Raw genomic sequence first — 23005 nt, forward strand, 5'->3', positions numbered from 1 at the left:
CAATCCTGATGTTTCGCGCCCTATCCCGCCCCCTGTTCCGCATCGTCCCCGACGACACGCGCATCCCCTTCATGAAGGGTGCCGTCGCCGGGCTGATGCTGTCCGCCTTCCTGTCCATCGCCTCCGTCGTGCTGGCGATCTATCCCGGCCTTGCCCGCGGCATCGATTTCCAGGGCGGCATCGTCATGGAGATCCGTACCGAGGGCCAGGCTGACTTGGCCCGGCTGCGTTCGGCGGCCTCCGCGCTCGACCTCGGCGATGTCGGCCTGCAGCAATTCGGCGCCCCGGATGCGGTGCTGATCCGCCTGCCCGTGCAGGGCGACGAGGCCGGCACCCAGCGCGCCGTGGCCGCCGTGCGGGCCGCGCTGGAGGAAGCCAGCCCCGGCACCCGCGTGCTGCGGGTCGAGGCGGTGGGCGAACGCGTCTCGGGCGAGCTGTTCCGCGGCGGCATGATCGCGCTGGGCATCAGCCTGCTGGCGATGCTGATCTACATCTGGTTCCGCTTCGAATGGCAGTTCGGCATCGCCGCCATCATCACGCTGATCCTGGACACCACGAAGACCGTGGGCTTCCTGGCGGTGACGCAGATCGAGTTCAACCTGCAGACCATCGCGGCGATCCTGACCATCGTCGGCTTCTCGGTGAACGACAAGGTCGTGGTGTTCGACCGGATGCGCGAAAACCTGCGTAAGTTCAAGCAGATGCCGCTGCGCGACGTGGTCGACCTGTCGATCAACGAGACGTTGAACCGCTCCATCGGCACCTCCGCCACGCTGTTCCTCTCGGCGCTGCCGCTGGCGCTGTTCGGCGGCGATGCGCTGGCCGGCTTCGCCTGGACCATGCTGTTCGGCATCGTCCTGTCCACTTCCTCCTCCATCTTCATCACCGCGCCGCTGGTGCTCTACACCGGCGCCAAGTCGCTGCGGCCGAAGGAAGCCGCGGCACCCGCCCAGGCCGCGGCGACGTGACCTACTCCGGGCTGCCTCGGCGACGGGTGCTGGGGCTTGGCCTTGCGGGAACGCTTGGGCTGGCGGCACCGGCCCTGGCTTCGCGGCGCAACCGGGCGGAGCTTCTGGTCGGCGCAGCGCCCGGATCGAAGGCGGACCTCTGGGCGCGCGGCGTCGCCCCCTTCCTGGAACGCGCGGTGCCGCGGCTGACCCTCGCGGTGCGCAACCATCCCGGCCGCGGCGGGCTGGAGTCCGTCGCCGCGCTGGCGGCGGCCGATCCGGCGCGCCCGGTGATCGGCGTCTTTACCGCCCCGCTGCTGCTGGCCCGCGCCGTGGAGGCCGGGGAGCCCTTCCCCGTCGACCGGGTCGCCCCCCTCGCCGCGGTGCTGGAGGAAAGCATGATCCTGGTCGGTGAACCGGGCGGGCCGCCGGATGTGGCGGCGCTGCGCGCGCTCGGCGACAGCGGCACGCTCGGCACGCCGGCCCCCGGCAGCGCGGCGCATTTCGCCGCCTCCCGCCTCGATGGCAGGCTGGACCTGCCCCGCTTCGCCTTCCCCACCGCGGCCGCGGCCCGGCAGGCTGCGGCGTCCGGCCATGTCGCCGCGACGATGCTGCCCCTGCCGGACGCCATCGCGCAGCTTCGGGAAGGCCGGCTCAGGGGCATTGGCCTCGCCGCGGCCAGCCGCAGCGCCCTGCTGCCGGATGTGGCCACGTTGCAGGAGCAGGAGGTGGATCTGATCGCCTCCGCGCAGCGCGGCTTCGCGCTGCACCCCGCCGCCCCGGAGCCGTTCCGGGCGGCGCTGCTGCGCGGGCTGGAAGCCGTGGCGGCCGATCCGGATTTCGCCGAGCAATGCGCCGCCAACGGCCAGAACCCGCGGTTTCGCGACCCTGAATCCTGGACCAGCCTGTTGCGCCGGGCCGATGCCGAACTGCGCCGGCGCTGGGCCGAGGAACCCTGGCTGCCGCGCCGCGCGTGATACCGCCCGCACACGTGACTGTGTTCACAGGTGCCGCAACCATGACCGAAACATGCCTCATGCTCGTTCGCCTCGACTCGCGACACTTCCCTGAATGAGATCCAGATGATTTTGTTTATCACGAAATGGTGATAATCGAGGGCGATGCCGGGCCAAATCCGGCCGCGGGGCCCGATCGAAGGACGTGCACACCATGTTGAGGCGCCGCAGGCGCGCTCTCTCCGAGCCTGGAACGGTGCTGCTGCTCGCGCGCGATCCGCACGTGATCGCCGCGACACGGGATGCCGTTCGACGGATGGCCGGGCCGCCGCCGGTGCTGGTCTCCACCTCCGCCGAGGCGCTGAGCCATATGGTCGGGCCCGGCAATGCGCCGAGCCACCTGGTGGTGGAAAGCGGCGCCGGCAGCAGCGCCCTGCTCACTGCGGCGCGGGACCCCTTCAACGGCACCGACATCATCTTCGTCACCCGCCCGGGTGAGGCACCCTCCGCCGGCCTGCGACAGGTGCCGGCGGAAGGTGCACGCCTGGCCGCGGCACTCTCCATGGTCGCGCCCGGCGTGGTGCTGCCGGCCAGCGATGCCGCGGCGCTGGCCGCCGGGCTGGACCGGGGCGAGATCACCGTGCGCTTCCAGCCAATGGTGCGCCTGACGGATCGCCGGCCGGTGATGGTGGAGGCGCTGGCGCGCTGGGAACGCCCCGGCGTGGCGCTTGGCGCGAACGCCTTCATCCCGCTGGCCGAACGCGCCGGCCTGGCGGCGAAGCTGACCGCCACGGTGGCGCAGCGGGCGATGACGGACCTCGCCGCGCAGCGTGGCGGGCACCGGATCCGCCTTTCCTTCAACATCCCCCTGTCGGACCTGGTGAAGCCGGATCTGCCGATCTGGCTCGGGCTGATGGCGGCGCGCGTCGGGCTTTCCCCCGCCGACATCCTGCTGGAGTTGACGGAAAGCACCCAGGTGCGCGACCGCGCCCTGCTGCGCCGCGCCCTGCACAGGCTGCGGCTGGCCGGGTTCGGCGTGCTGCTGGATGACCTGGCGCTGGATGATGGCCGCCGCCGCCTGCTGGACCTGCCCTTCGCCGGCGTGAAGCTGGACCGCAAGCTGGTGATCGCGATGCCGGAGGAACGCCGGGCGCGGGCGGAGGTGGAACGCATCGTCCGCCATGCCCGCCGCAACAACATGCTGGTGATCGCGGAAGGCGTCACCGACACGCATATCTGGCGCGCCGTGGCCGCCGCCGGCTGCGACCTGGCGCAGGGCTTCGGCGTCGGCCGCCCGCTGCCCCCGGCCGCCCTGCCCGCCTGGATCGCGGCCTGGAGTGCGGCCGCGATGCCGGAGCCCCAGCTACCCGAGCCCCAGCTACCGGAGCCTCAGCTACCGGAGCCTCAGGACCCGTAGCTGGCCTGATAGAGGGCGATGATCTCGGCTTCGTCCGGCACGCGCGGATTGTTGCCGGGACTGCCGGACGCCAGCGCCTGCCGCGCCATCACCGGCAGCAACCCGTCCCATTTCGCGGCGTCGATGCCCCATTTCGCCGGGCTCGGCACGTCGAGGTCGCGGTTCAGCGCGCGCAACTCCTCCACCAGCCGCTGCGCCGCGGCCTGGTCCCCCTCCGCCTCGCTCGCGACGCCCATCACCCGCGCGGCTTCCGCGTAGCGGGCGCGGGCGGCTTCCAGCCCGAAGGCGGTCACTGCCGGCAGCAGCATGGCGTTGGACAGGCCATGCGGCACGTGGAAATGCGCGCCGATCGGGCGGCTCATGCCATGCACCAGGGCGACGCTGGCATTGCTGAAGGCAAGGCCCGCCAGCGTCGCGCCGCGCATCATCGCCTCCCGCGCCGCGGCGTCTTTCGGGTCGGCCCAGACGCGGCGGAGGTTGGGGGCGATCAGCCGCATGGCGCTGCGGGCATAGTCGTCCGACACCGGATTGGCCTTGGCGGAGACGAAGGCCTCCAGCGCATGGGTCAGGCTGTCGATGCCGGTATCGGCGGTGATGCGCGGGGGCAGGCCGAAGGTCAGCTCATGGTCCACGACCGCGGCCAGCGGCAGGGCGCCAAGGCCGGCGATGAGCATCTTCTCATCCGTCTCGGTATCCGTGATGACGGTGAAGCGCGTCGCCTCGCTGCCGGTGCCGGCGGTGGTGGGAACGCAGATGATGGGCACGGCGCCCTTGTTCGCGGCGGCCGGCACCTTGAAGTCGCGCATCTTCGCGCCGGCCGGCGCGGCGGCGAGGATGGCCATGGCCTTGGCCGTGTCCATCGGGCTGCCGCCGCCGAAGCCCACCAGGCAGTCGTAGTCCCCGCCCTGCATCACCGTGACGCCGGCGGCGATGACGGTATCCGTCGGGTCCGGGACGGTTTCCGAGAAGACCACCGGCGCCATGCCGGCCGCGCGCAGCGGCGCCAGGGCCTGCTCGACCAGGCCGGAGGACACCATGAAGGGGTCGGTGACGACCAGTGGCCGGGACAGGCCGAGCTGGCTCAGCACCTCCCCCAGCTTCGCCACGGCGCCGCCGCCCATCACCATCAGCCGCGGTGCCACCAGTGACATGATCATCGTCCGCTTCCCCTTCGCGTTGTGGTTGGGAGGCTAAGGCAGACGATGCGGCGCGTCAGGCCCCCACCCGGCGCAAGACTGGCTTTCGCGCGTTGGGGACCAGGCCGCCTGGGCGGCCAATACCTTCAGGCCGCCTTTGCAGCCTTGCGCGCCTTTGCCGCCGCATACAGCGCCAGGCGCTGCGCCGCGACGGGCGACATGCCGTTCTCCGCCACCGCCTCATGCGGCGGCAGCACCTCCGCGAAGTGGCAGGCCACCTGCTGGCCCGGCGCCAGTTCCCGCAGCATCGGCATCTCCGCCTTGCAGCGGTCCTGCACGAAGGGGCAGCGGGTGTGGAAGCGGCAGCCGGAGGGTGGGTTCATCGGGCTCGGCACGTCGCCGCCGAGCGGCTTCACCATGCCGCGCCGGCGCGGATCGGGGTGCGGAATCGCCGACAGCAGTGCCCGCGTATAGGGGTGCATCGGCCGGTCGAAGATGGCGCGCTTCGGCGCCGTCTCGACGATCTGGCCGAGATACATCACCGCCACGCGGTCGGCCATGTGGTGCACCACGGCCAGGTCATGCGCGATGAACAGGTAGGACAGGCCGAAGCGTCGCTGCAGGTCCTTCAGCAGGTTCACCACCTGCGCCTGGATCGAGACATCGAGGGCCGAGACAGGCTCGTCGCAGATGATGAGTTCCGGCTGCACCGCCAGCGCACGCGCAATGCCGATGCGCTGGCGCTGGCCGCCGCTGAACTCATGCGGATAGCGCTGCGCGTGGAAGGGCGCGAGGCCGACCAGGCCGAGCAGTTCCTTCACCCGCGCCGCACGCGATTCCCGGGTGCCGATGCCGTGCACCTCCATCGGTTCCGCGATGGTGTCGCCGACGCGAAGCCGCGGGTTCAGGCTGGCATAGGGGTCCTGGAACACCACCTGCACGCGCCGGCGCAGCGTGCGCAGCGCCGCGCCCGAAATCTCCTGCCCATCGAAGCGGACGGTGCCGCCGGTGGGCTCGATCAGCCGCAGTACCAGCCGTGCAGTGGTGGATTTGCCACAGCCGGATTCACCGACGATGGCCAGCGTCTCGCCCCGCTCGATGCGGAAGGACACGCCATCCACCGCGCGCACCGTGCCGACCTGCCTGGCCAGCACGACGCCCTTCTTCACCGGGTAGTGCTTGGTGAGGTTCTCGACCTCCAGCAGCGTCGTCATGCGGCGAGGTCCAGGCTGTGTTCCACCGGAGCGCGGATGCAGGCGGCGTAGTGGCCGGGCGCCACTTCCTCGAGCGGCGGCGGCGCGTTGCGGCAGGCGGCGATGGCGAAGGGGCAGCGTGGTTCGAAGCGGCAGCCCTTGGGCAGCGCGAAGGGCGGCGGCACCGCGCCCTCGATCGCCAGCAGCTCCGCGCGCTCCTCATCAAGCCGCGGCACGGAGCCGAGCAGGCCGAGGGTGTAGGGGTGCTGCGGGCTGGCGAAGATCTCGCTGGCGGTGCCGCGCTCCGCGACGCGGCCGGCATACATCACCGCCACCTCGTCGGCCATTTCCGCGACAACGCCGAGGTCGTGGGTGATGAGGATGATGGACATCCCCGTTTCCATCTGCAGGTCGCGCAGCAGATCCAGGATCTGCGCCTGCACCGTCACGTCGAGCGCCGTGGTGGGCTCGTCCGCGATCAGCAGCTTCGGCTTGCAGGCCAGCGCCATCGCGATCATCACGCGCTGCCGCATGCCGCCCGAGAGCTGATGCGGGAATTCATCGAAGCGGCGCGCGGCGGCGGGGATGCGGACGCGGTCCAGCGCCGCCAGACCGCGCTCGCGCAGTTCCTTGTTGCTCGCCTTGGTGTCGTGCGCGCGCATCGCCTCCATGATCTGCAGGCCGATGGGATGAACCGGATTAAGGCTGGTCATCGGCTCCTGGAAGATCATCGCCACCTGGCCGCCGCGCACCTGGCGCATGCCGGCCTCCGACAGGTCCAGCAGGTTCTGGCCGTCCAGCAGCACGCGCCCGGCCGCGACGCGCCCCGGCCGCGGCACCAGCCGCATGACGGAAAGCGAGAGCATGGATTTGCCGCAGCCGGATTCGCCGACGATGCCGAGCGTCTTGCCGCGCGGCACCGACAGATCGACGCCGTCGACCGCCGGAATGTCGCCATTGGCGCTGCGGAACACCGTCCGCAGCCCCTGGATCTCGAGTAGAGGGTTCATGACCACCGGAAAGTAGGAGGCGAGGACACTTCGACCGGGCGATGCGCCCAGTCCTGCGACGGCGCCTTCTCCACGATGCGCTTCTGCGCCTCATGCAGATGCGCGGCGGCGCCGTGGTAATCCATGGTCGTGACCTTGCCGTCGGCGACGACCTTGTTGCCATCGACATAGACATCGCGCACGGCGCGATCGCCCGCCGCATAGACCAGGCTGCGCACCGGATCGCGGCCCGGGCGCATCATCGGATGCGTCACGTCCACCAGCACGAAATCGGCGCGCGCGCCGGCGGCCAGGCGGCCGATATCCTCGCGACCCAGCGCCTTGGCACCGCCGATCGTCGCCGCGTCGAACAGCTCCGTCGTCGTCATGCTGCGCGGGTCGTTCGCCTGGGTGCGGGCGAGATAGGCAACAAGCCGCATCTCATCCAGCATGTTGTGCGGATAGGTATCGGTGCCGAGGCCCATGTTCACGCCCGCCCGCTTGTAGCGCCCGAAATGCTTCAGCGTGATGCCGCGCCGCGCGAAGACGGTGGGGCAATGCGCCACGGTGGTGCCGGTTTCCGCCAGGCGGCCCATGTCGCTATCGGTCCACCACTTCGTCGAGGGGTGGTCGTCGAGGAAGATGCCATGGCCGATGATGCTGCGGTCGCTCAGCAGCCCCATGGAATCCAGCCAGCCGATCGGCGTCTTGCCGGTGCGGCGCGTGATCTCGTGGAACTCCACCACGGATTGCGCGGCGTGGATCTGCCAGGACAGGCCGCGCTTCTCGGCTTCCTGGAAACTTTCCTTCAGCAGCGTGTCGGTGCAGGTGTCGATCTGCGCCGGCACGACCATGCCGAACAGCCGGCCGCTTTCATGCTGTTCCGCCCGCTCGATCAGCGAAAGCGCCTCCGCCATCGCCTTCTCGCCGGCGGCCTCGTCCCATTCGTATTCGACGACGTGGCCGTTCTTGGTGAACCACTTCGCCGATTTGAACATCGGCGCGATGCAGACCCGCATGCCGGATTCCGCCAGCAGGTCCATCCAGCCCGGATGGGCCATCGACAGGTCGGCCACCGTGGTCACGCCCGACAGCAGCAACTCGGACAGCGCAACGCGCACGCAGGAAGGAACCGCCTCAGAATCCGCCCGAAAAATCGGCATGAATTCATACAGCGACGAATTGTACAGGCCCGGCGAGCCGATCTCATCGATCAGCCCCTTGTTCATCGGCTCGCTGGATGGGTGTGAGTGGATGTTCACAAGCCCCGGCATGACCATCAGCCCGGAGCCGCTGATCTCCTCCTCCGCCTCGCCGGTGTAGCCGCGGCCGACGAAGCTGATCGCCCCGCCGGTGAAGGCGACATCGGCATCGGGCAGGTAGATGTGCTGCTGCGCCGAGGCGTCCCATGCAACAACCAGGTCGGCGTTGCGGATGACGGTGGTGGTCATGCCGGTTTCTCTCCCTTTTATCGCGTGGTGCGCATGTCGAGCGCCTTGTAGACGCCGATGCCATACAGACCATGCGCGCGCAGCCCGGTGACGCGGTTGGAGACCGCGACGTACAGGTTCTCACGTGCCGTGGTCAGCCAGGGGGCTTCCTCGGCAAGCTGCCGCTGGATGTTGGCCAGCGCGGTGCGGCGCACGGCCGGGTCGGTCGCGCTGCGCGCCTCGTCCAGCCACGCATCGGTCTGCGGGTTGTTCCAGTTCATCCGGTTCGGCGTCGGCCGCGCCCGGCTGTGCCAGTACAGGCTCAGCGCGTCGCCCGCCGAGAAGTACGGGTAGGACAGGAACAGCGCGTCGAATTCCTGCGTCGCCATGCGGCCCCAGGCAACCGTCGCATCGAACAGCTGAATGCGCATCTCGATACCGACGCGGCGCAGCTGCTGCTGGATGATCTCGCTCTGGCGCTGGTTCTCCAGCGTGTTGATGCCGTAGGTCAGGAAGGTGGCACGCTGGCCGTCCTTCACGCGCACGCCATCGGAACCCATCGTCCAGCCGGCCTCGTCCAGCGTGCGCTGGGCGGCGGCCGGATCGAAGCGCGGCACCATCGTGTCCGACTGCGCATCATAATCCAGCGCGTTCGGGTTGATGATGTTCAGCGCCGGCTGGGCATGCCCGAACCACACCGCACGCACCAGCGCTTCCCGGTCCACCGCCTGATGGATGGCGCGGCGCACGGCGCGGTCGTTCATCACGGGCTTGTCCACCTTGAAGCCCAGGTAGAAGTCCCAGAAATAGTTCGGCTGCGTCAGCACGGAGACGGTCGGCACGCGGCGCAGGCTGGTGAGCGCCACGGTCGGGATGTACTGCGTGACGTCGGCGGCGCCGGTCTGGATCGCGGCGAGACGCGCGGAGGGTTCCGGCACCACGCGCCAGACGATGCGCTCGACATGCGCCGGGCCCTGGTTCTGGTACATCGGCGGGCCCCAGCGGTAGTTCGGGTGGCGCGTCAGCACCAGCTCGTTCCGCGGGGTCCAGGACGCCCAGCAATAGGGGCCGGTGCCGTTGAAGCCCTGGCTGCCGAAATTCTGGCCGAGGCGCTCGACCGTGTTCTTGTCGATGATGCCGGCGAAGAACAGCGTGAGCTGCGACAGCAGCTCAGAGAACGGCTCGTTCAGCTCGTACTCGATGGTGTGGGCATCGACGGCGCGGATTTCCTTCACCGGGCCGGCGCGCCACGCCACCGGGCTGCGCGTCTCACGCGAGATCCAGCGGTTGATCGAATACACCACGTCTTCCGCGGTGAATTCCTTGCCGTCGCAGAAGGTCACGCCGCGGCGCAGGTGGAAGGTGTAGGTCTTGCCGTCGGGCGAGACGGTCCAGCGTTCCGCCAGGCCAGGGCGGATGGTCTGGCCGTCGAAATCCATGGTGACCAGCGTGTCGGTCATCATGCCGACCACCTCACCGGCGCTGCGCGCGGTGGAGCGGTGCAGGTCGTAGCGATCCGCGTCGATCTCGCGCAGGAACACCACCGTGTTGCGCGGCGTCTGCGCCAGCGCCGGCACGGCGACCATCGCCGCCAGCGCGGCGACCATTGCGCCCTTGAGGATCTTCATCAGCTTCTCCCTGCTTTTGGTCAGATGCGAAGCCGGGGGTCGAGCGCATCGCGCAGCGCGTCCCCCAGCACGTTGAAGGCCAGCACAACGACGAAGATGCCGACGGCCGGGATTACGGAAATATGCGGTGCGAAGAACAGGAAGGTGCGCCCCTGCGCCGCCATCGCGCCCAGCTCCGCGATCGGCGGCTGCGCGCCGAGGCCGAGGAAGGACAGCGCCGATCCCAGCAGGATCACCTGCCCGAAGCGCAGCGTGGCGAAGACCAGGATGGGGCTGGCGCAGTTCGGCATCAGATGGCGCCAGATCAGCCGCGCATCGCCCATGCCCTGGGCCCGCGCCGCCTCGATGTAGTCCTGCCCGAGCACGACCAGCGCGGTGGATCGCGCGATGCGCGCCATCAACGGCACCGTCGCCACCGCCAGCGCGATCACCACTGCGGTGACGCCCGGGCCAAAGATGGCGGCGATGGCCAGGCCGAACAGGATGGCCGGGAAGGACAGCATGATGTCCGCAAGCCGCATGAGCAGCCCGTCGATGCGGCGGTAGTACGCAGCCGCGAAGCCCATCGCCACGCCGATGACGCCGCCGATGCCGAGGCTGAGCGCGCCCATCGCCAGCGTCACCCGCAGGCCGAACAGCATGCGCGAGAGCATGTCCCGCCCCTGCCCGTCGGTGCCCAGCAGGTACTTGCCATCGGGCGGCTGCATCACCGCCATCAGGTCGGTGTCGAAGGGATCATAGGGCGCGAGCCAGGGCGCCAGCAGCGCCGCCAGGATCACCAGCACGACCAGCGTGAGCGAGACGGCCGCAGCCGGCTCGCGCAGCAGGATCTTCAGCGTGCCGGGACGGGCCGGCGCCACGATTTCGGTCACGGTCGTGCTCATGGCTTGGGCATCCGATTCAGATCTCCGGTGCTCGCCGCCGGAGGCGTCTGCGCCCTGCGATCATCGAAGGCCATCACGATGCCCGCACCCGCGGGTCGAGCACGCCATACAGCAGGTCCACGGTCAGATTCACCAGGATGAAGCCCATCGACAGCACGATGATGGTGCCCTGCGCCATCGGGAAATCCGAGGACAGGATCGCACCAACCGCGAGGCGCCCAACGCCGGGCCAGGAGAACACCGTCTCCGTCACCACCGCGCCGCCGAGCAGGAAGCCGATCTGCAACCCGATCAGCGTGACCACCGGCACCATCGCATTCCGCAACGCGTGGCGCGTGACCACCAGCCGCTCCGACAGCCCCTTGGCGCGGGCGGTGCGGACATGGTCGGCGCCCAGCACGTCCAGCACCGCCGTGCGCGTCATCCGCGCCACCGGGCCGACGAAGACGCCGCCGAGCGTAATGGCGGGCAGGATCACGGCGCGCAGCCCCTGCCAGGTCCAGATCGGCCCCTCCCGCCCGGTGAAGGGCAGCCACTGCCACTGGAATCCAACGAACCAGATCAGCACAAGGCCGAGGAAGAACACCGGCACGGAAACGCCCGCGACGCTGAAGGCCATGACGATGCGGTCGATCAGCGAGCCACGCAGATAGGCGCCCACCGTGCCCATGGCGATGCCGAGCGGGATGGACCAGATCAGGCTGGCCACCATCAGCTCCAGCGTCGGCCCGATGGTGGAGGCAAGCTCGCCCGAGACCGGCACGTTGTTGATGATGGAGACGCCGAGATCGCCCTGCGCCAGGCGCCAGAGATACAGCGCGAACTGGACATAGAGAGGCTCATCCAGCCCGAGGTCGGTGCGGATCTGCGCGATGACCTCGGCGCTGGCATTCGGCCCGGCGCGGACGATGGCGGGGTCGGTCGGCACCACCTGCATCAGCAGGAAGCCCACCAGCAGCACGCCGAACATCACCGGCACCGCCAGCATCAGGCGTTGGACGGCATGCCTCAGCATGGTGCGAGCGCCCCGTGCCGGTCGAAGATCACCTCGCCGCCGCGCAGCGTCAGGTCCGCTTGCGTGTCGCGCAGGATCTGCTCCGGCTCACAGGCGAAGATGTCGCGCGACAGCACGGCGATGTCGGCCTGCATGCCGGGCTCCAGCGTGCCGCGGCGATCCTCGGCGAATTGCGTGTAGGCGCCGCACCAGGTTTGGCAATGCACGGCCTGCTCGGCCGTCAGCGTCTGGTCCGGCCCCAGCACCGTGCCGCGGTTGGTCTTGCGCGTCAGCATGGTGAAGAGGTTGGCGAAGGGATCGACGGAGGAAACCGGGCAGTCGGAGGACGCCGCCGGATGATGCCCCTCCTCCAGCCAGGTCCGCATCGGATAGGCTTCCTCCGACCGCGCGCGGCCGAGGTTGCGGATGTAGAGGTCGCCGAACTCATACATGAAGGCCGGCTGCGGCACCGGCAGGATGCCGCGCGCCAGCATGCGCTTGCGCTGATGCGAGGTCAGGAAGCCGCAGTGTTCGATGCGGTGGCGCCGCCCATTGAAGGGGTGTTCCGGCGTATCCGCCATCTCCATGCCGACCAGCACCTGCTCGATCGCCGCATCGCCGATGGCGTGGATATCCAGCTGCCAACCCTGTTCGTGGAACAGCTTCAGCAGCGCGTGGATCTTGTCGTCGGGAAAGGTGAAGACACCCGTGCCGCCGCCGGCCGATTCCAGATACGGATCGAAGAACGCCGCGGTCAGGCCGCCGGCCGAGCCATCCGCGAACACCTTCACGGCGCCCCAGCGCAGCATGTCATCGCCCTGGTTCGGCCGCAGCCCGGCTTCCCAGGCCTGCAACGCGATGCCCTCCGGATTGCCGGCGAGCACGTTCCACATGCGCATCGGCGAGCGCCCTGTGGCGACGGCGGTGCGGAAGGCCGCGACTTCCGCCATGCCCGCCGTCATGCCGACATTCATGTCGGTGGCGGAAGCGAAGCCGAGCGAGGCGAGATGGTTGCCGGCACGTTCGATCGCATCGACCAGCGTCGCCTCGTCCGGCTCCGGCACTACGTCCCGGATAAGCCGCATGGCGCGTTCCTGGAACAGGCCGGTCAGCGCGCCGCCCTTGCGCTCCACCACGCCGCCCTCTGGATCCGGCGTGTTGTGGCCGACGCCTGCCGCGCGCATCGCGGCGGAATTCGCCACGCCCATATGGCCGCAGGTGCGGACGATGAAGACGGGGTTGTCTGGCGAGACGCGATCCAACTCCGCCGCCGTCGGATGGCGACCGATGTCGAGCTCCGCATGGTCGTAGCCGCGGCCGAGCACCCAGGCGCCCTTCGGGGCTTCCTTCGCGGCGCGCCCGATTCGCGCCAGCACCTCATCCAGGCTGCGGACTTCCTCGGCCCGCAGATTCACGCCCGCCAGCGCCAGGCCGTAGGGCAGCAGGTGCATATGCGCCTCGTTGAAGGCGGGGATCGCCACGCGTCCCTCCAGCGCAACGCGGCGCGCCCCAGGGGCGGCGGCCATAACCTCGGCCTCGCTGCCCACGGCGAGCACGAGCCCATCCCGCACCGCCAGCGCCTCGGCAAAGCCGCCCGCCAGGCCGCGAAACACGCGCCCACCGGTGAAAATCACATCCTGGGCCATCAAGCCGCCAAACCCCATTTCGCACCCGGAATTTGGGCGCAGCATTCGATGACCGGACTGTCATGCGGCGATCTTCACCCGTCAACCCGGCGATGACGCAAGAACATTGCACCGGGGCGCAACGATGGAGATGATCCGCTTCTTCCCTAGGCAGGATGATATGCAATGAAGCGTGGAAAATGGATGGGCCTGCTCGCGGCCGCGGCGTTGAGCCTGGCGCCCGGGCTGGCGGCAGCGCAATCGACGCTCCGGGTCGTGCTGATCAACGACCTGGCGAGCCTGGACCCGGTGAATTCCACCGCCGCCTTCGTCCGCAACCATGGCTTCATGGTGTACGATCAGCTCTTCGCTCTCGACAGCCAGGGCGTGGCGCGGCCGCAGATGGTGCAGAGCCATGAGCCAAGCGCCGATGGCATGAGCCACCGCTTCACCCTGCGGGAAGGTCTCGCCTTCCATGATGGCACGCCGGTGCGCGCAGCGGACGCCGTCGCCTCGATTCGCCGCTGGTCGCAGCGCGACATCGTCGGCCGCGCGCTGGCCGCCGCCACCGCGGCGATGGAGGTGGTAGACGAGAAGACCTTCACCATCCGCCTGTCGCGCCCCTTCGCGCTGGTGACGGAAGCACTTGCCCGCCCGACGGCAAGCGCGCTGTTCGTCATGCCGGAACGCATCGCGCAGACGCCGGCGAGTACCGCGATCACGGAGGCCACCGGCAGCGGCCCCTTCATCTTCCAGCCCGGCGAATGGCAGGCCGGCAATCGCGCCGTTTACCTCCGCAACCCCGCCTATCGCCCACGGCCAGAGCCGGCGGACGGGCTGGCCGGCGGCAAGGTGGTGAACATCGACCGGCTGGAATGGGTGGCGATGCCGGACCCCGCCACGGCGGCCGCCGCGCTGCAGGCCGGCGAGATCGACTTCATCGAGCAGCCCTCGCCCGACCTGATCCCGGTGCTGGAGCGCAACCGCAACATCCGTACCTTCGCGCTGAACCCGGTGGGCTTCATGGTCTGGCTGCGGCTGAACCATACCCAGCCGCCCTTCGACAAGCCGGAGGCGCGCCAGGCGCTGCTGCACCTGGTCAACCAGCAGGACGTGCTGAACGCCGTCGGCGTGCGCGCCAGTGAGCAGGTGCCCTATTGCCCCGCCTACTTCTTCTGCAACACGCCGCTGCAGTCGGATGCCGGCGCCGAGGGCCTGCGCGCCGAGAACGCGGACCGCGCCCGCGCCCTGCTGCGGCAGGCGGGCTACAGCGGCCAGCGCGTGGTCTTCATGAACGCCGCCGACAGCCCGATCAACAACGCGGCCACGCTGACCATGGCCGCGGCCTTCCAGCGCGGCGGGCTCAACATGGACGTGCCGAGCATGGATTGGGCCACCGTCACCCAGCGCCGCAACCGGCGGGAGCCGGTGGAACAGGGCGGCTGGAACATGTTCGTCACGGTCGCCAATGTGCTGGACGGCCAGAACCCGCTGACCAACCTGTACCTCGCCAGCCCCTGCGAGGGCGGCCTGACCGGCTGGCCCTGCGATGCGGAGCTGGAGGCGCTGCGCCGGTCGTGGTGGGAGGAGAATGACGCGGCCAAGCGGCAGGAAATCCTGCACCGCGTCCACGCCCGGGCCTACCACGTGCTGCCCTACATCAATGCCGGGCAGTTCCGCACGCTGGCGGCGCATCGCAGCAACGTCGAAGGCCTGCGCCCGACCACGGTGCCGGTGTTCTGGGGCGTGACGAAGCGGTAGCCTCTACGACCCTGCGAGGCTCCGCTGGAGCCTCGCGATGGCGCCGGGCAGGCCACGGACCTTCAGGACGCGGCCAGTCTCGTCGTAGTCCTCGGACAGGACGCGGGCGCTTTCATAAACCTCGCCGATGAGTCCCTGCTTCGCATAGGGCAGTCGCAGCACATCCTCCACCATCTGCTCCTCGAAGAAGCCGATGAGCGTTTCGCGCAGCGCCGCGACATCCTCCGGCGCATGGGCGGATAGCTGGATGGCGTCCGGGTGCTTCGCGAGCAGCGCCTCGCGCCCGGCCGCATCGACGCGGTCCATCTTGTTCAGCACCAGCCGCGACGGCACCACATCCGCACCGATCTCGCGCAGCACGCTGCGGCTGACCTCGAGCTGCGCCTCATAGGTCGGGTCGGAGGCATCGACCACGAACAGCAGCAGCGACGCCTCCAGCGCCTCCGCCAGCGTCGAGCGGAACGAAGCCACCAGATCATGCGGCAATTGCTTGATGAAGCCGACGGTATCGGAGACCAGCACGCGCGGCCGCGTCTCCGGCTGCAGGATGCGCACGGTGGTGTCCAGCGTGGCAAAGAGCTTGTCCTCCACCAGCACCTGGCTGCCGGTCAGCGCCCGCATCAGGGAGGATTTGCCCGCATTGGTGTAGCCGACCAGCGCCACCCGCAGCTGGTCCCGGCGGGCGGAGCGGCGGTTGTCGGCGTCCCGCTGCACCGACTCGAGCTGATCCTTCAACTCCGCGATGCGGTCGCGGATCTTGCGGCGGTCGAGGTCCAGCGTGGTCTCGCCCGCACCCGGCCCCTGCTGCCGCCCGCCGCCGCCCGAGGATTCCCGCAGCCGCGGCGCGACATATTTCAGCCGCGCCATCTCCACCTGGAGCTTTGCCTCCCGCGTATTCGCGTGGCGGTGGAAGATCTCGACGATCACGCCGGTGCGATCCAGCACCTGGGCGCCGGTGGCGCGTTCCAGATTGCGGATCTGGCTCGGCGAAAGCTCGTGGTCGACGATGACGAACTCGGGGCGGCGGGCGGGGGCTTTGGGCGCCTCCTCCGGCTCCTCGGCGGTGGCGGCCGCGCCTTCGAAGCGCTGCCGCGCCTTGGATTTCGGCGGCGGCGCCATGGTACCGACCTCACCGCTGCCGCCGGTCAGCGCCGCCAGCTCCGCCAGCTTGCCGCTGCCGAGCAGGGACCCAGCGCCGGTGCCTTCGCGGCGCTGGGACACCTGGCCCACCACCTCATAACCCAGCGTCTTCACCAGCCGCCCGAGTTCCTCGAGGCTGGCGGCGTGGGCGATGTCATCCACCTCCGGCGTCTGGATTCCGACGAGGACGGCACGCGGGGTGGGGGCTTTGGTCTCCATCGGCGGGACCTAGCACGGATCCCGCCAAAAAGCTCAGAGCCGGTCGCGCACCAGCGGGCTGGTGGAGCAATGGATGCCGCCGCCGCCCAGGCCGACCTTGTCGTAATCGACCAGGCGGATGGAGATATTGGCCTTGTCCAGCGCTTCCTGCGTCCGCGTTCCGACCTTGTCGCTCATCAAGATGCGGCCAGGCCGGACCGCCAGGCAGTTGATGGTCCAGGACGGGTCCTCGTGGTTCACATGGATCAGCTTCACGCCCTGGCGCTTCATCTCCTCCATGAAGACGAAGGGCAGCGTGGAGGGATTCACGATGGCGGTGTCGTGGTCGATCATCACGAAGGCGCCGTCGATATGCAGCCGGAAGCCCGGGATCTGCACGCGGATCAGCTTCGTGCCCTGCACCGCCAGAACCTCCTCCAGCTGCCGCGCGCCTTCCTCATTGACGCGGGAGGAGACGCCGACCACGGCGAGGTCGGGCCGGATATAGGCGAAGCTGCCGCCTTCCATCAGCCCGGTGCCGTGGATGGTGCGCAGGATCGGCATGCCGAGCGCCGCCAGCGTCTCCGTCACCGGCGCTTCCTCCCCGCGCCGGATGCGCGGGCCCATGCGGGTGACGATGGCGCCGCCCTGGATGCCGATGCAGCTGTCCCGCGTGTAGATGGATTTGTGCCGGCCCGCTGCCGCGCGCTTCAGGTACACCACCTCGACGCCTTCCTCCCGCAGCGCCGCGGCCAGTGCATCATGCTGTGCCTGCTGCTGTTCCAGCGTCGGCCGGGTGTCGCCGCGCCAATAGGCGCCGGTCCTCGGGTCGCCGAAGGCGTTCAGCTCCGGGATATGCGGCAGCGTGTCCACCACGCGCATTTCCTCGCCGGGGCGGTGCATCAGCACCAGGCGCAGCGTGCCGACATCGGAATTGCAGCCCCATTCGCGGCCCCAGGTGAAGGCCTGCTCGCCGGCGGTCTCGAATGCCGGCTCCGGCTCGCTGGCGAAGCGCTCGATCAGCATGTTGTAGCGGTGGTCGAACTCACTCATCGCACGCGTCATGGTGTTTCCCTCATTCGGCCCGGCGTCTGCGAAGCGCCAGGTCCAGCAGCAGCAGCGCCGTGGTGAACACCACCAGCAGCACCGCCACCGCCGCCATCGCCGGGTCCAGGTTCTCGTTGATGCCGTCCCAGATGCGGCGCGGCAGGGTGAAGACGTCGCGGGAGGCGATGAACAGCACGATCACCAGCTCATCCCAGCTGTGGATGAAGGCGAAGATGCCGCCCGAGAGGATGCCGGGCGTGATGCGCGGCAGGATCACCCAGCGCAGCGTCTGCATCAGGGACGCCCCCATGCCCCGCGCCGCCTGCTCCAGCCGCGGGTCGAAGGCGGCCAGCGCGGTGGAGACGGTGATGACGACATAGGGAATGCCGGTGACGCCGTGTGCGATCGCCACCCCCATGAAGCGGTCCAGGAGGTCCAGCCCGGCGAAGTAGCGATACAGGCCGATGGCATAGACGATGGACGGGATGATGATGGGCAGCAGCATCAGGGCCCGGATCAGGTTGGTGGACCGCCGCGACAGCCGCCAGCAGCCAATGGCGCACAGCGTGCCCGCCAGCACCGCGATGCCCGTCGCCACGACCGCGATCAGGAAGGATTGCCAGATGGAGCCGAGCCATTCGGGCGAATTCAGCACTGTTGCATAGTGCTGCAGCGACAGCGCCTCCTTCGGCAAGGACAGGAAGCGCTGGTCGGTCATCGAGACCGGGATGATGATGCTGATCGGCAGCAGCAGGTACATCGCCACCACCCAGGCGGAGCCGCGGGCGAACAGGCCGGGCTGGAAGGACATCATGCGCCGCCGCCCCCGAACACGCGTTTCATGTCCACGAGGCGGGAGAAGATCGCCAACGTCACCAGGATGGCGACGACCAGCACCGTCGCCATCATGGTCCCCAGCCCCCAGCGCAGCAGGTCCAGGATCTGCAGCCCGATCCATTCCGCCACCATCAGCGTCTTGCCGCCGCCCAGCAGCGCCGGCGTGATGTAGAAGCCGAGCGTGAAGATGAAGACCAGCACGCCCGCCGCCAGCAGCCCCGGCAGCGACAACGGCAGGAAGATGCGGCCGAAGATGGTCAGGCGGTTGGCCCCCAGGCCACGCGCGGCGGCCAGCAGCCGCGGGTCGATCTCCCGCATGCTCGCCAGCATCGGCAGCACGGCATAGGGCACCATGTAGTGCACCATGCCCACGACGATGCCGAATTCATTCCAGACCAGCGCGAGCGGTTCCGAGATCAGCCCGGTGCCGATCAGCGTCTCGTTCACCAGCCCCTGGCGGCGCAGCAGCGTCACCCAGGCGAAGGCACGCACCAGCACGGAGATCCAGAGCGGCACGAGCACCGCGAGAATCCACCAGCGCTGCGCGGAAGGGCTGGCCAGCGCGATGCGATAAGACAGCACATAGCCCAGCAGCAGCGACAGCGACGTGGTGATCACGCAGATCCGCAAGGTCGTGACGATGACGCGCTGCACGCTCTCACTGGTGAACAGCCGTTCGTAATTGCCGAGCCCCGGCGTCGGCTCGGTGAAGGAGATGGCCAGCACCTGCGCGATGGGCGCCACGTAGAAGGCCGTCATCAGCAGGAAGGCCGGCAGGATCAGCAGCCACCAGCCCACATCCTGCCGGCGCATCATGCCGCGTCATCCGGCGATACGTCATCCAGCACCGGCACACTGGCCGCGGAACTCCAGCCGAGCCGCACCTCCAGCCCCTCACGCGGCGCGATCGGGGCGTTCCAGGTCGGCAGGGTCACGCGCAGCGTGCCGAAATCCGGCGTGGCGACGTTCAGCGCATAGCCGGCTCCGAGATAGGACCAGCCGGCGATGGTGCCGGCCACCGCATTCTCCGCCGTCTCGCCCTCCGCCAGCAGCGCCATCTTCTCCGGCCGCAGGCTGAGCAGGACCGGCGTGCCGATGGGCGGCGTGGAGGTGGCGGCCTGCAGGATACGCGTGGCCCCGGCACCGATGGCGAAGCCACCTTCCAGCGCCTCCTGAACCGTGCCGGCCAGGAAGTTCGACTTGCCCAGGAAGTCGGCGACGAAGCGCGTTACCGGGCGCTCATACAATTCGGCCGGCGCGCCCTGCTGGATCAGCCTGCCATGGTTGAGGATGGCGACGCGGTCGGACAGCGACAGCGCCTCCTCCTGGTCATGCGTCACGTTGACGAAGGTGCGGCCGATGCGGCGATGCAGCGCCTTCAGCTCATCCTGCAGTTCCGCGCGCAGCTTCTTGTCCAGCGCCGAAAGCGGCTCGTCCAGCAGCAGCAGGGCGGGTTCGAAGACCAGCGCGCGCGCCAGCGCCACGCGCTGCTGCTGGCCGCCGGAAAGCTGGCGTGGCAGGCGTTCCCCGAAGGCGGAAAGCTGCACCAGGTCCAGCGCCGCGCGTACCTTGGCCTCACGCTCCGCCGCGCCGAGCTTGCGGACACGCAGCGGGAAGGCGACGTTCTCCGCCACCGTCATGTGCGGGAACAGCGCATAGCCCTGGAATACCATGCCGAAGTCGCGGCGTTCCGGCGGCAGCGCGGTGATGTCCCGCCCGTCGAGCAGGATGGCGCCCTCGCTCGGCTCCACGAAGCCCGCGATGCACATCAGGATGGTGGTCTTGCCGCTGCCGGAGGGGCCGAGCAGGGTCAGGAATTCGCCCTGCCCGACATCCAGCGACACATCGGCGACGGCGGTGAAGCTGCCATAGCGCTTGCTCAAGCCGCGCAGGGCGAGCGCGTGTCCCGCGGCCGACATCAGGCGCGGTAATCCGGCTGCTCGCGGTCCAGTTTTCGCCGCAGCGCCTGCCAGGGCAGCCAGCCCTTGGTGGGCCCGGTGCTGAACTGCCTGCGCGTGCGTTCCACGGTGGCGTCGGAGGCGATCGCAAGCGGCGCGCCGGAAGATTGCGCAGCGATCTGGATGCGGCAGCTCTGTTCCAGGTACCACATCCAGTAGAAGGCCTCCGCCACCGTGTGTCCCACCGTCAGCAGGCCGTGGTTGCGGAGGATCATCGCGGGCTTGTCGCCGAGATCCTGCACCAGCCGTTCCCGCTCCGAGAGGTTGTCGTCATCCGCCACGCCTTCGTAGTCGTGGATCGCGACGCGGCCGATGAACTCCATCATCATCTGGTTCAGAGGCAGCAACCCGCCTTGCTGCGCCGCCACCGCCATGCCCGCCAGGGTGTGCGTGTGCATCACGCAATTCGCGTTGTCGCGGCCGCGATGCACGGCGGAATGGATGACGAAGCCCGCCGGGTTGACCGGCCAGCTGGTCTGCTGCCGCGGTTCGCCATCGGCATCGACCAGCACGAGGGATGACGCCGTGATCTCCTCGAACAACAGGCCGTAGGGATTGACCAGGAAGCGATGCCCCTCGCCGGGAACCCGCACGGAAAGGTGCGTGAACACCAGGTCCGTCATCCCGTGCAGCGCGATCAGCCGATAGGCGGCGGCGAGGTCCTCGCGCAGTTCCTGCTCGGTCGGCACGTGGTCCGGGTCGGGCCGGACGGGCGGCGGCGGGAGTCCCATTCAGTAGCCTCGCGCGTGGTCGTACAGGTTGGCAAGCGGGCGTCCGGCGGTGAAGTCCGCGATCGCCTCGGCGACATAGCTTGCACGTTCGCGGCGGCTCGGCAGGCTTGCGACATGCGGCGTGACGATGATCTTCGGATGCGTCCAGGCCGGATGGTCCGCGGCCAGCGGCTCCGTCGCGAACACGTCGAGCACGGCGCCGCCTAGCTGGCCGGACTCCAGCGCGGCGATGATATCCTCGATGTTCTGGTGGCTGCCGCGGCCGACATTCACCAGCCCGGCGCCCCGTGGCAGCTTCGCCAGCAGCGGCGCGGCGAGGATGCCGCGGGTTTCCGCCGTCGCCGGCAACAGGCAGACCAGGATCTTCGTTTCCGCCAGGAAGGCATCCAGTTCATCCGGCCCGGCGAAACAGGTTACGCCCGGCAGGTGCTTGCGCGTGCGCGACCAGCCGCGCACGGGAAAGCCGAGGCCCTGCAGCATCGCGCAGGCACGGCTGCCCATGTTGCCGAGACCCATGATGCCGACTGGCGTCTCATGTGCCGTGCCTTCCGGCTCGACATAGGCCCATTTCGCGGCCGCCTGATTCAGCGCCATCTGCCGCGCATCCTTCAGCAGCGACAGCGCCGCCCAGCAGACGAATTCGCCCATGCGCTGCGTGGCGCCGCCGGGCGCCATCCGCATCAGCGGCAGATGCCGCGGCAGGGCCGGGTCGGCGGTGATGAGGTCCACGCCGGCGCCGCTGCCGAAGATCACCTTCAGATTGGGCAGTCCGGCGAGGCGTCCGGCATCCGGATCCCAGCACAGCACGAAATCCACCGTATCCGGCGCCACGGTCGGATCATCCCACCAGCGCACCTCCAGCCCCGGTGCGAATTCGGCGAAATGCCTCTGCCATTCCGGCATGGCAGCCTCGCCGCCGGATTTCACCAGGATCGTCGGCATGAAGTCCCTAATCAATCTGCGGGCGGCGCGGTCATGCCGCGCCGCAGCAAAAATGCCCTCAGCCGGTGACCATGTCGATATAGTCCGCGTTGGCCTGGGCATAATTCTGCCCCCACCAGCGGCCATCCTGCGGCACCTGCACCCGCGCATTGGCCGGCTCTGTCGGGTTGTACTTCTTGAATTCCTCCGGCACGAGCGCCGCGGCCTTCGGGTTGGTCGGGCCATTGCCCATGAGCTTCAGCAGATCCACCTGCCCCGCGGCGTTGTCCAGCATGGAGGCCAGCAGCTTCTGCGCCAGCGCGCCGCCGGGGTTGCCCTTCGGGCTGACGAAGATGCCGGGCTGCAGGATGCCCTGGTTCCAGATGAACTTGAAGCGGCCGTTGCTTTCCGTCTCCAGCACCTTGGCGCGGGTGTGCCACAGCATGCCCATCACCGCCTCGCCGGTGCGGATGAACTGCTCGGATTCCGAACCGCTGGTCCAGAACACCAGGCTGCGCCGGATTTCACGCACGCGCGCCAGGCAGGCGCGAAGGTCGAGCGGATACAGGTTGTCCGGGCTCTTGCCGAGCGAAAGCTGCGCCACGTCCAGCGCGCCGGCGGCATCGCGACGCAGCAGGCGCGTGCCGGGGAATTTCTGCAGGTCCCAGAAATCCGCCCAGCCGGTCGGTGCCGTCTGGAACTTGCTGCTGTCATAGACCAGCACGTTGCTGAACGAATACGGCGCGGCGCCATGTTCCAGCGCGAAGGTCGGACCGATGACGTTGTTGCGGTCCACCACGTTGTAGTCGATGGGGTTCAGCAGGCCGCGCCCGCCCAGCAGGTAGGATGTGGTGGCGGAGCTGTCGCAGAGGTCCCAGGTCACGCGCCCGGATTCGACCATGGACCGGATGCGACCGGCGGAAGGCCCGGTGCTGTCCTGCACCACGGTCACGCCCGGGTTCGCATCGGCAAAGGGCTTGCCGTAGAAATTGCCGAAGCCCTGGTTGGCGATACCGCCCCAGTTCACCATCACAAGCTGCTGCGCCGCCTGGGCCCGCGCCGCATCTGGCAGCGCGCTCGCCGCGCCCAGCGCCGCGAGGCCGGCCATCAGCCCGCGCCGGCTCACTTCGCCACGGCGAAACTTCTCCAGCGCCAATTCGACGCAGTCCTGCTGGAAGGTTTGCATACGAAATCCCCTTTTTGTTGAAGCCCC

20 protein-coding genes are annotated in these 23005 nt (G+C 69.0%); 4 read left to right on the plus strand and 16 right to left on the minus strand.

The annotated features are described in order from the left end of the window. Nucleotides 1-8 precede the first annotated feature (8 nt). The 3 genes from secF to HB662_RS23715 all read left to right on the plus strand — a co-directional run bounded on the left by secF (nt 9) and on the right by HB662_RS23715 (nt 3320). Entirely contained in the window at nt 9-968 is a 960-nt protein-coding gene (gene secF, locus HB662_RS23705) for a protein translocase subunit SecF (protein ID WP_168053534.1), read from the plus strand. Further along, nucleotides 965-1924 carry a tripartite tricarboxylate transporter substrate-binding protein gene (locus HB662_RS23710; RefSeq protein WP_168053535.1) on the plus strand — a complete coding sequence of 320 codons (960 nt, stop codon included), beginning with the start codon at nt 965-967 and terminating at the stop codon, nt 1922-1924. Before secF ends, HB662_RS23710 begins: the two co-directional genes overlap by 4 nt. A gap of 235 nt (nt 1925-2159) precedes the next feature. Then, nucleotides 2160-3320 (plus strand): EAL domain-containing protein, encoded by a 1161-nt coding sequence (locus tag HB662_RS23715; RefSeq protein ID WP_168053536.1) that lies wholly within the window; start codon nt 2160-2162, stop codon nt 3318-3320. On the opposite strand, the gene HB662_RS23720 is transcribed toward HB662_RS23715, so the two are convergent. From HB662_RS23720 to HB662_RS23755, 8 genes are all read right to left on the minus strand, one after another. Beyond that, on the minus strand, nt 3308-4477 hold the full coding sequence (locus HB662_RS23720) for an iron-containing alcohol dehydrogenase (protein WP_168053537.1): 1170 nt from the start codon (nt 4475-4477) through the stop codon (nt 3308-3310). The genes HB662_RS23715 and HB662_RS23720 overlap by 13 nt on opposite strands. 125 nt (nt 4478-4602) lie before the next feature. Further along, entirely contained in the window at nt 4603-5670 is a 1068-nt protein-coding gene (locus HB662_RS23725) for an ABC transporter ATP-binding protein (RefSeq protein ID WP_168053538.1), read from the minus strand. Next, nucleotides 5667-6659 (minus strand): ABC transporter ATP-binding protein, encoded by a 993-nt coding sequence (locus HB662_RS23730; RefSeq protein WP_168053539.1) that lies wholly within the window; start codon nt 6657-6659, stop codon nt 5667-5669. Before HB662_RS23730 ends, HB662_RS23725 begins: the two co-directional genes overlap by 4 nt. Beyond that, nucleotides 6656-8089, minus strand: coding sequence for an amidohydrolase family protein (locus HB662_RS23735; protein WP_168053540.1), 1434 nt, complete (start codon nt 8087-8089; stop codon nt 6656-6658). The genes HB662_RS23730 and HB662_RS23735 overlap by 4 nt, the downstream gene beginning before the upstream one ends. Before the next feature lie 17 nt (nt 8090-8106). After that, nucleotides 8107-9696, minus strand: coding sequence for an ABC transporter substrate-binding protein (locus HB662_RS23740; RefSeq protein ID WP_245185855.1), 1590 nt, complete (start codon nt 9694-9696; stop codon nt 8107-8109). Between the two features lie 20 nt (nt 9697-9716). Continuing rightward, on the minus strand, nt 9717-10580 hold the full coding sequence (locus HB662_RS23745) for an ABC transporter permease (RefSeq protein ID WP_168053541.1): 864 nt from the start codon (nt 10578-10580) through the stop codon (nt 9717-9719). Between the two features lie 73 nt (nt 10581-10653). Further along, nucleotides 10654-11595 (minus strand): ABC transporter permease, encoded by a 942-nt coding sequence (locus HB662_RS23750; protein WP_168053543.1) that lies wholly within the window; start codon nt 11593-11595, stop codon nt 10654-10656. Beyond that, nucleotides 11589-13220, minus strand: a complete 1632-nt coding sequence (locus tag HB662_RS23755; protein WP_168053545.1) for an amidohydrolase — start codon at nt 13218-13220, stop codon at nt 11589-11591. Before HB662_RS23755 ends, HB662_RS23750 begins: the two co-directional genes overlap by 7 nt. A 165-nt stretch (nt 13221-13385) precedes the next feature. Between HB662_RS23755 and HB662_RS23760 the strand changes: the two genes are divergently transcribed. Next, nucleotides 13386-14960 (plus strand): ABC transporter substrate-binding protein, encoded by a 1575-nt coding sequence (locus tag HB662_RS23760; protein ID WP_245185856.1) that lies wholly within the window; start codon nt 13386-13388, stop codon nt 14958-14960. Nucleotides 14961-14963: 3 nt separating this feature from the next. Here the strand turns inward: HB662_RS23760 and hflX are convergent, their stop codons facing one another. The 8 genes from hflX to HB662_RS23800 are packed head-to-tail and all read right to left on the minus strand — an operon-like array spanning nt 14964 to nt 22978. Continuing rightward, nucleotides 14964-16319, minus strand: coding sequence for a GTPase HflX (gene hflX / locus HB662_RS23765; RefSeq protein ID WP_168053547.1), 1356 nt, complete (start codon nt 16317-16319; stop codon nt 14964-14966). Nucleotides 16320-16352: 33 nt separating this feature from the next. Further along, on the minus strand, nt 16353-17363 hold the full coding sequence (locus HB662_RS23770) for a dimethylarginine dimethylaminohydrolase family protein (RefSeq protein ID WP_168053549.1): 1011 nt from the start codon (nt 17361-17363) through the stop codon (nt 16353-16355). A 10-nt stretch (nt 17364-17373) separates the two neighbouring features. Next, nucleotides 17374-18159: an ABC transporter permease gene (locus HB662_RS23775; RefSeq protein ID WP_168053551.1), complete on the minus strand. Its 786-nt coding sequence runs from the start codon at nt 18157-18159 to the stop codon at nt 17374-17376. Further along, nucleotides 18156-18998, minus strand: a complete 843-nt coding sequence (locus HB662_RS23780) for an ABC transporter permease (protein WP_168053552.1) — start codon at nt 18996-18998, stop codon at nt 18156-18158. Before HB662_RS23780 ends, HB662_RS23775 begins: the two co-directional genes overlap by 4 nt. Beyond that, nucleotides 18995-20101 (minus strand): ABC transporter ATP-binding protein, encoded by a 1107-nt coding sequence (locus HB662_RS23785; RefSeq protein WP_168053554.1) that lies wholly within the window; start codon nt 20099-20101, stop codon nt 18995-18997. The genes HB662_RS23780 and HB662_RS23785 overlap by 4 nt, the downstream gene beginning before the upstream one ends. After that, nucleotides 20101-20871 carry a class II aldolase/adducin family protein gene (locus HB662_RS23790; protein WP_168053556.1) on the minus strand — a complete coding sequence of 257 codons (771 nt, stop codon included), beginning with the start codon at nt 20869-20871 and terminating at the stop codon, nt 20101-20103. The genes HB662_RS23785 and HB662_RS23790 overlap by 1 nt, the downstream gene beginning before the upstream one ends. Beyond that, nucleotides 20872-21813: a 2-hydroxyacid dehydrogenase gene (locus tag HB662_RS23795; RefSeq protein ID WP_168053558.1), complete on the minus strand. Its 942-nt coding sequence runs from the start codon at nt 21811-21813 to the stop codon at nt 20872-20874. Between the two features lie 58 nt (nt 21814-21871). Continuing rightward, nucleotides 21872-22978 carry an extracellular solute-binding protein gene (locus HB662_RS23800; protein ID WP_168053560.1) on the minus strand — a complete coding sequence of 369 codons (1107 nt, stop codon included), beginning with the start codon at nt 22976-22978 and terminating at the stop codon, nt 21872-21874. Nucleotides 22979-23005: the final 27 nt, after the last annotated feature.

This window comes from Falsiroseomonas frigidaquae, from assembly GCF_012163145.1.
In the GTDB taxonomy this organism is placed as follows: domain Bacteria; phylum Pseudomonadota; class Alphaproteobacteria; order Acetobacterales; family Acetobacteraceae; genus Falsiroseomonas; species Falsiroseomonas frigidaquae.

Coding starts and splice junctions, on each gene's coding strand:
- HB662_RS23740 (WP_245185855.1), bottom strand. CDS start 9,696: ATGAAGATCCTCAAGGGCGCAATGGTCGCCGCGCTGGCGGCGATGGTC.
- HB662_RS23755 (WP_168053545.1), bottom strand. CDS start 13,220: ATGGCCCAGGATGTGATTTTCACCGGTGGGCGCGTGTTTCGCGGCCTG.
- HB662_RS23760 (WP_245185856.1), top strand. CDS start 13,386: ATGAAGCGTGGAAAATGGATGGGCCTGCTCGCGGCCGCGGCGTTGAGC.
- HB662_RS23780 (WP_168053552.1), bottom strand. CDS start 18,998: ATGATGCGCCGGCAGGATGTGGGCTGGTGGCTGCTGATCCTGCCGGCC.
- HB662_RS23750 (WP_168053543.1), bottom strand. CDS start 11,595: ATGCTGAGGCATGCCGTCCAACGCCTGATGCTGGCGGTGCCGGTGATG.
- HB662_RS23730 (WP_168053539.1), bottom strand. CDS start 6,659: ATGAACCCTCTACTCGAGATCCAGGGGCTGCGGACGGTGTTCCGCAGC.
- HB662_RS23725 (WP_168053538.1), bottom strand. CDS start 5,670: ATGACGACGCTGCTGGAGGTCGAGAACCTCACCAAGCACTACCCGGTG.
- HB662_RS23720 (WP_168053537.1), bottom strand. CDS start 4,477: ATGATCATGTCACTGGTGGCACCGCGGCTGATGGTGATGGGCGGCGGC.
- HB662_RS23800 (WP_168053560.1), bottom strand. CDS start 22,978: ATGCAAACCTTCCAGCAGGACTGCGTCGAATTGGCGCTGGAGAAGTTT.
- HB662_RS23795 (WP_168053558.1), bottom strand. CDS start 21,813: ATGCCGACGATCCTGGTGAAATCCGGCGGCGAGGCTGCCATGCCGGAA.
- HB662_RS23790 (WP_168053556.1), bottom strand. CDS start 20,871: ATGGGACTCCCGCCGCCGCCCGTCCGGCCCGACCCGGACCACGTGCCG.
- HB662_RS23785 (WP_168053554.1), bottom strand. CDS start 20,101: ATGTCGGCCGCGGGACACGCGCTCGCCCTGCGCGGCTTGAGCAAGCGC.
- HB662_RS23745 (WP_168053541.1), bottom strand. CDS start 10,580: ATGAGCACGACCGTGACCGAAATCGTGGCGCCGGCCCGTCCCGGCACG.
- HB662_RS23735 (WP_168053540.1), bottom strand. CDS start 8,089: ATGACCACCACCGTCATCCGCAACGCCGACCTGGTTGTTGCATGGGAC.
- hflX (WP_168053547.1), bottom strand. CDS start 16,319: ATGGAGACCAAAGCCCCCACCCCGCGTGCCGTCCTCGTCGGAATCCAG.
- HB662_RS23770 (WP_168053549.1), bottom strand. CDS start 17,363: ATGACGCGTGCGATGAGTGAGTTCGACCACCGCTACAACATGCTGATC.
- HB662_RS23775 (WP_168053551.1), bottom strand. CDS start 18,159: ATGATGTCCTTCCAGCCCGGCCTGTTCGCCCGCGGCTCCGCCTGGGTG.
- secF (WP_168053534.1), top strand. CDS start 9: ATGTTTCGCGCCCTATCCCGCCCCCTGTTCCGCATCGTCCCCGACGAC.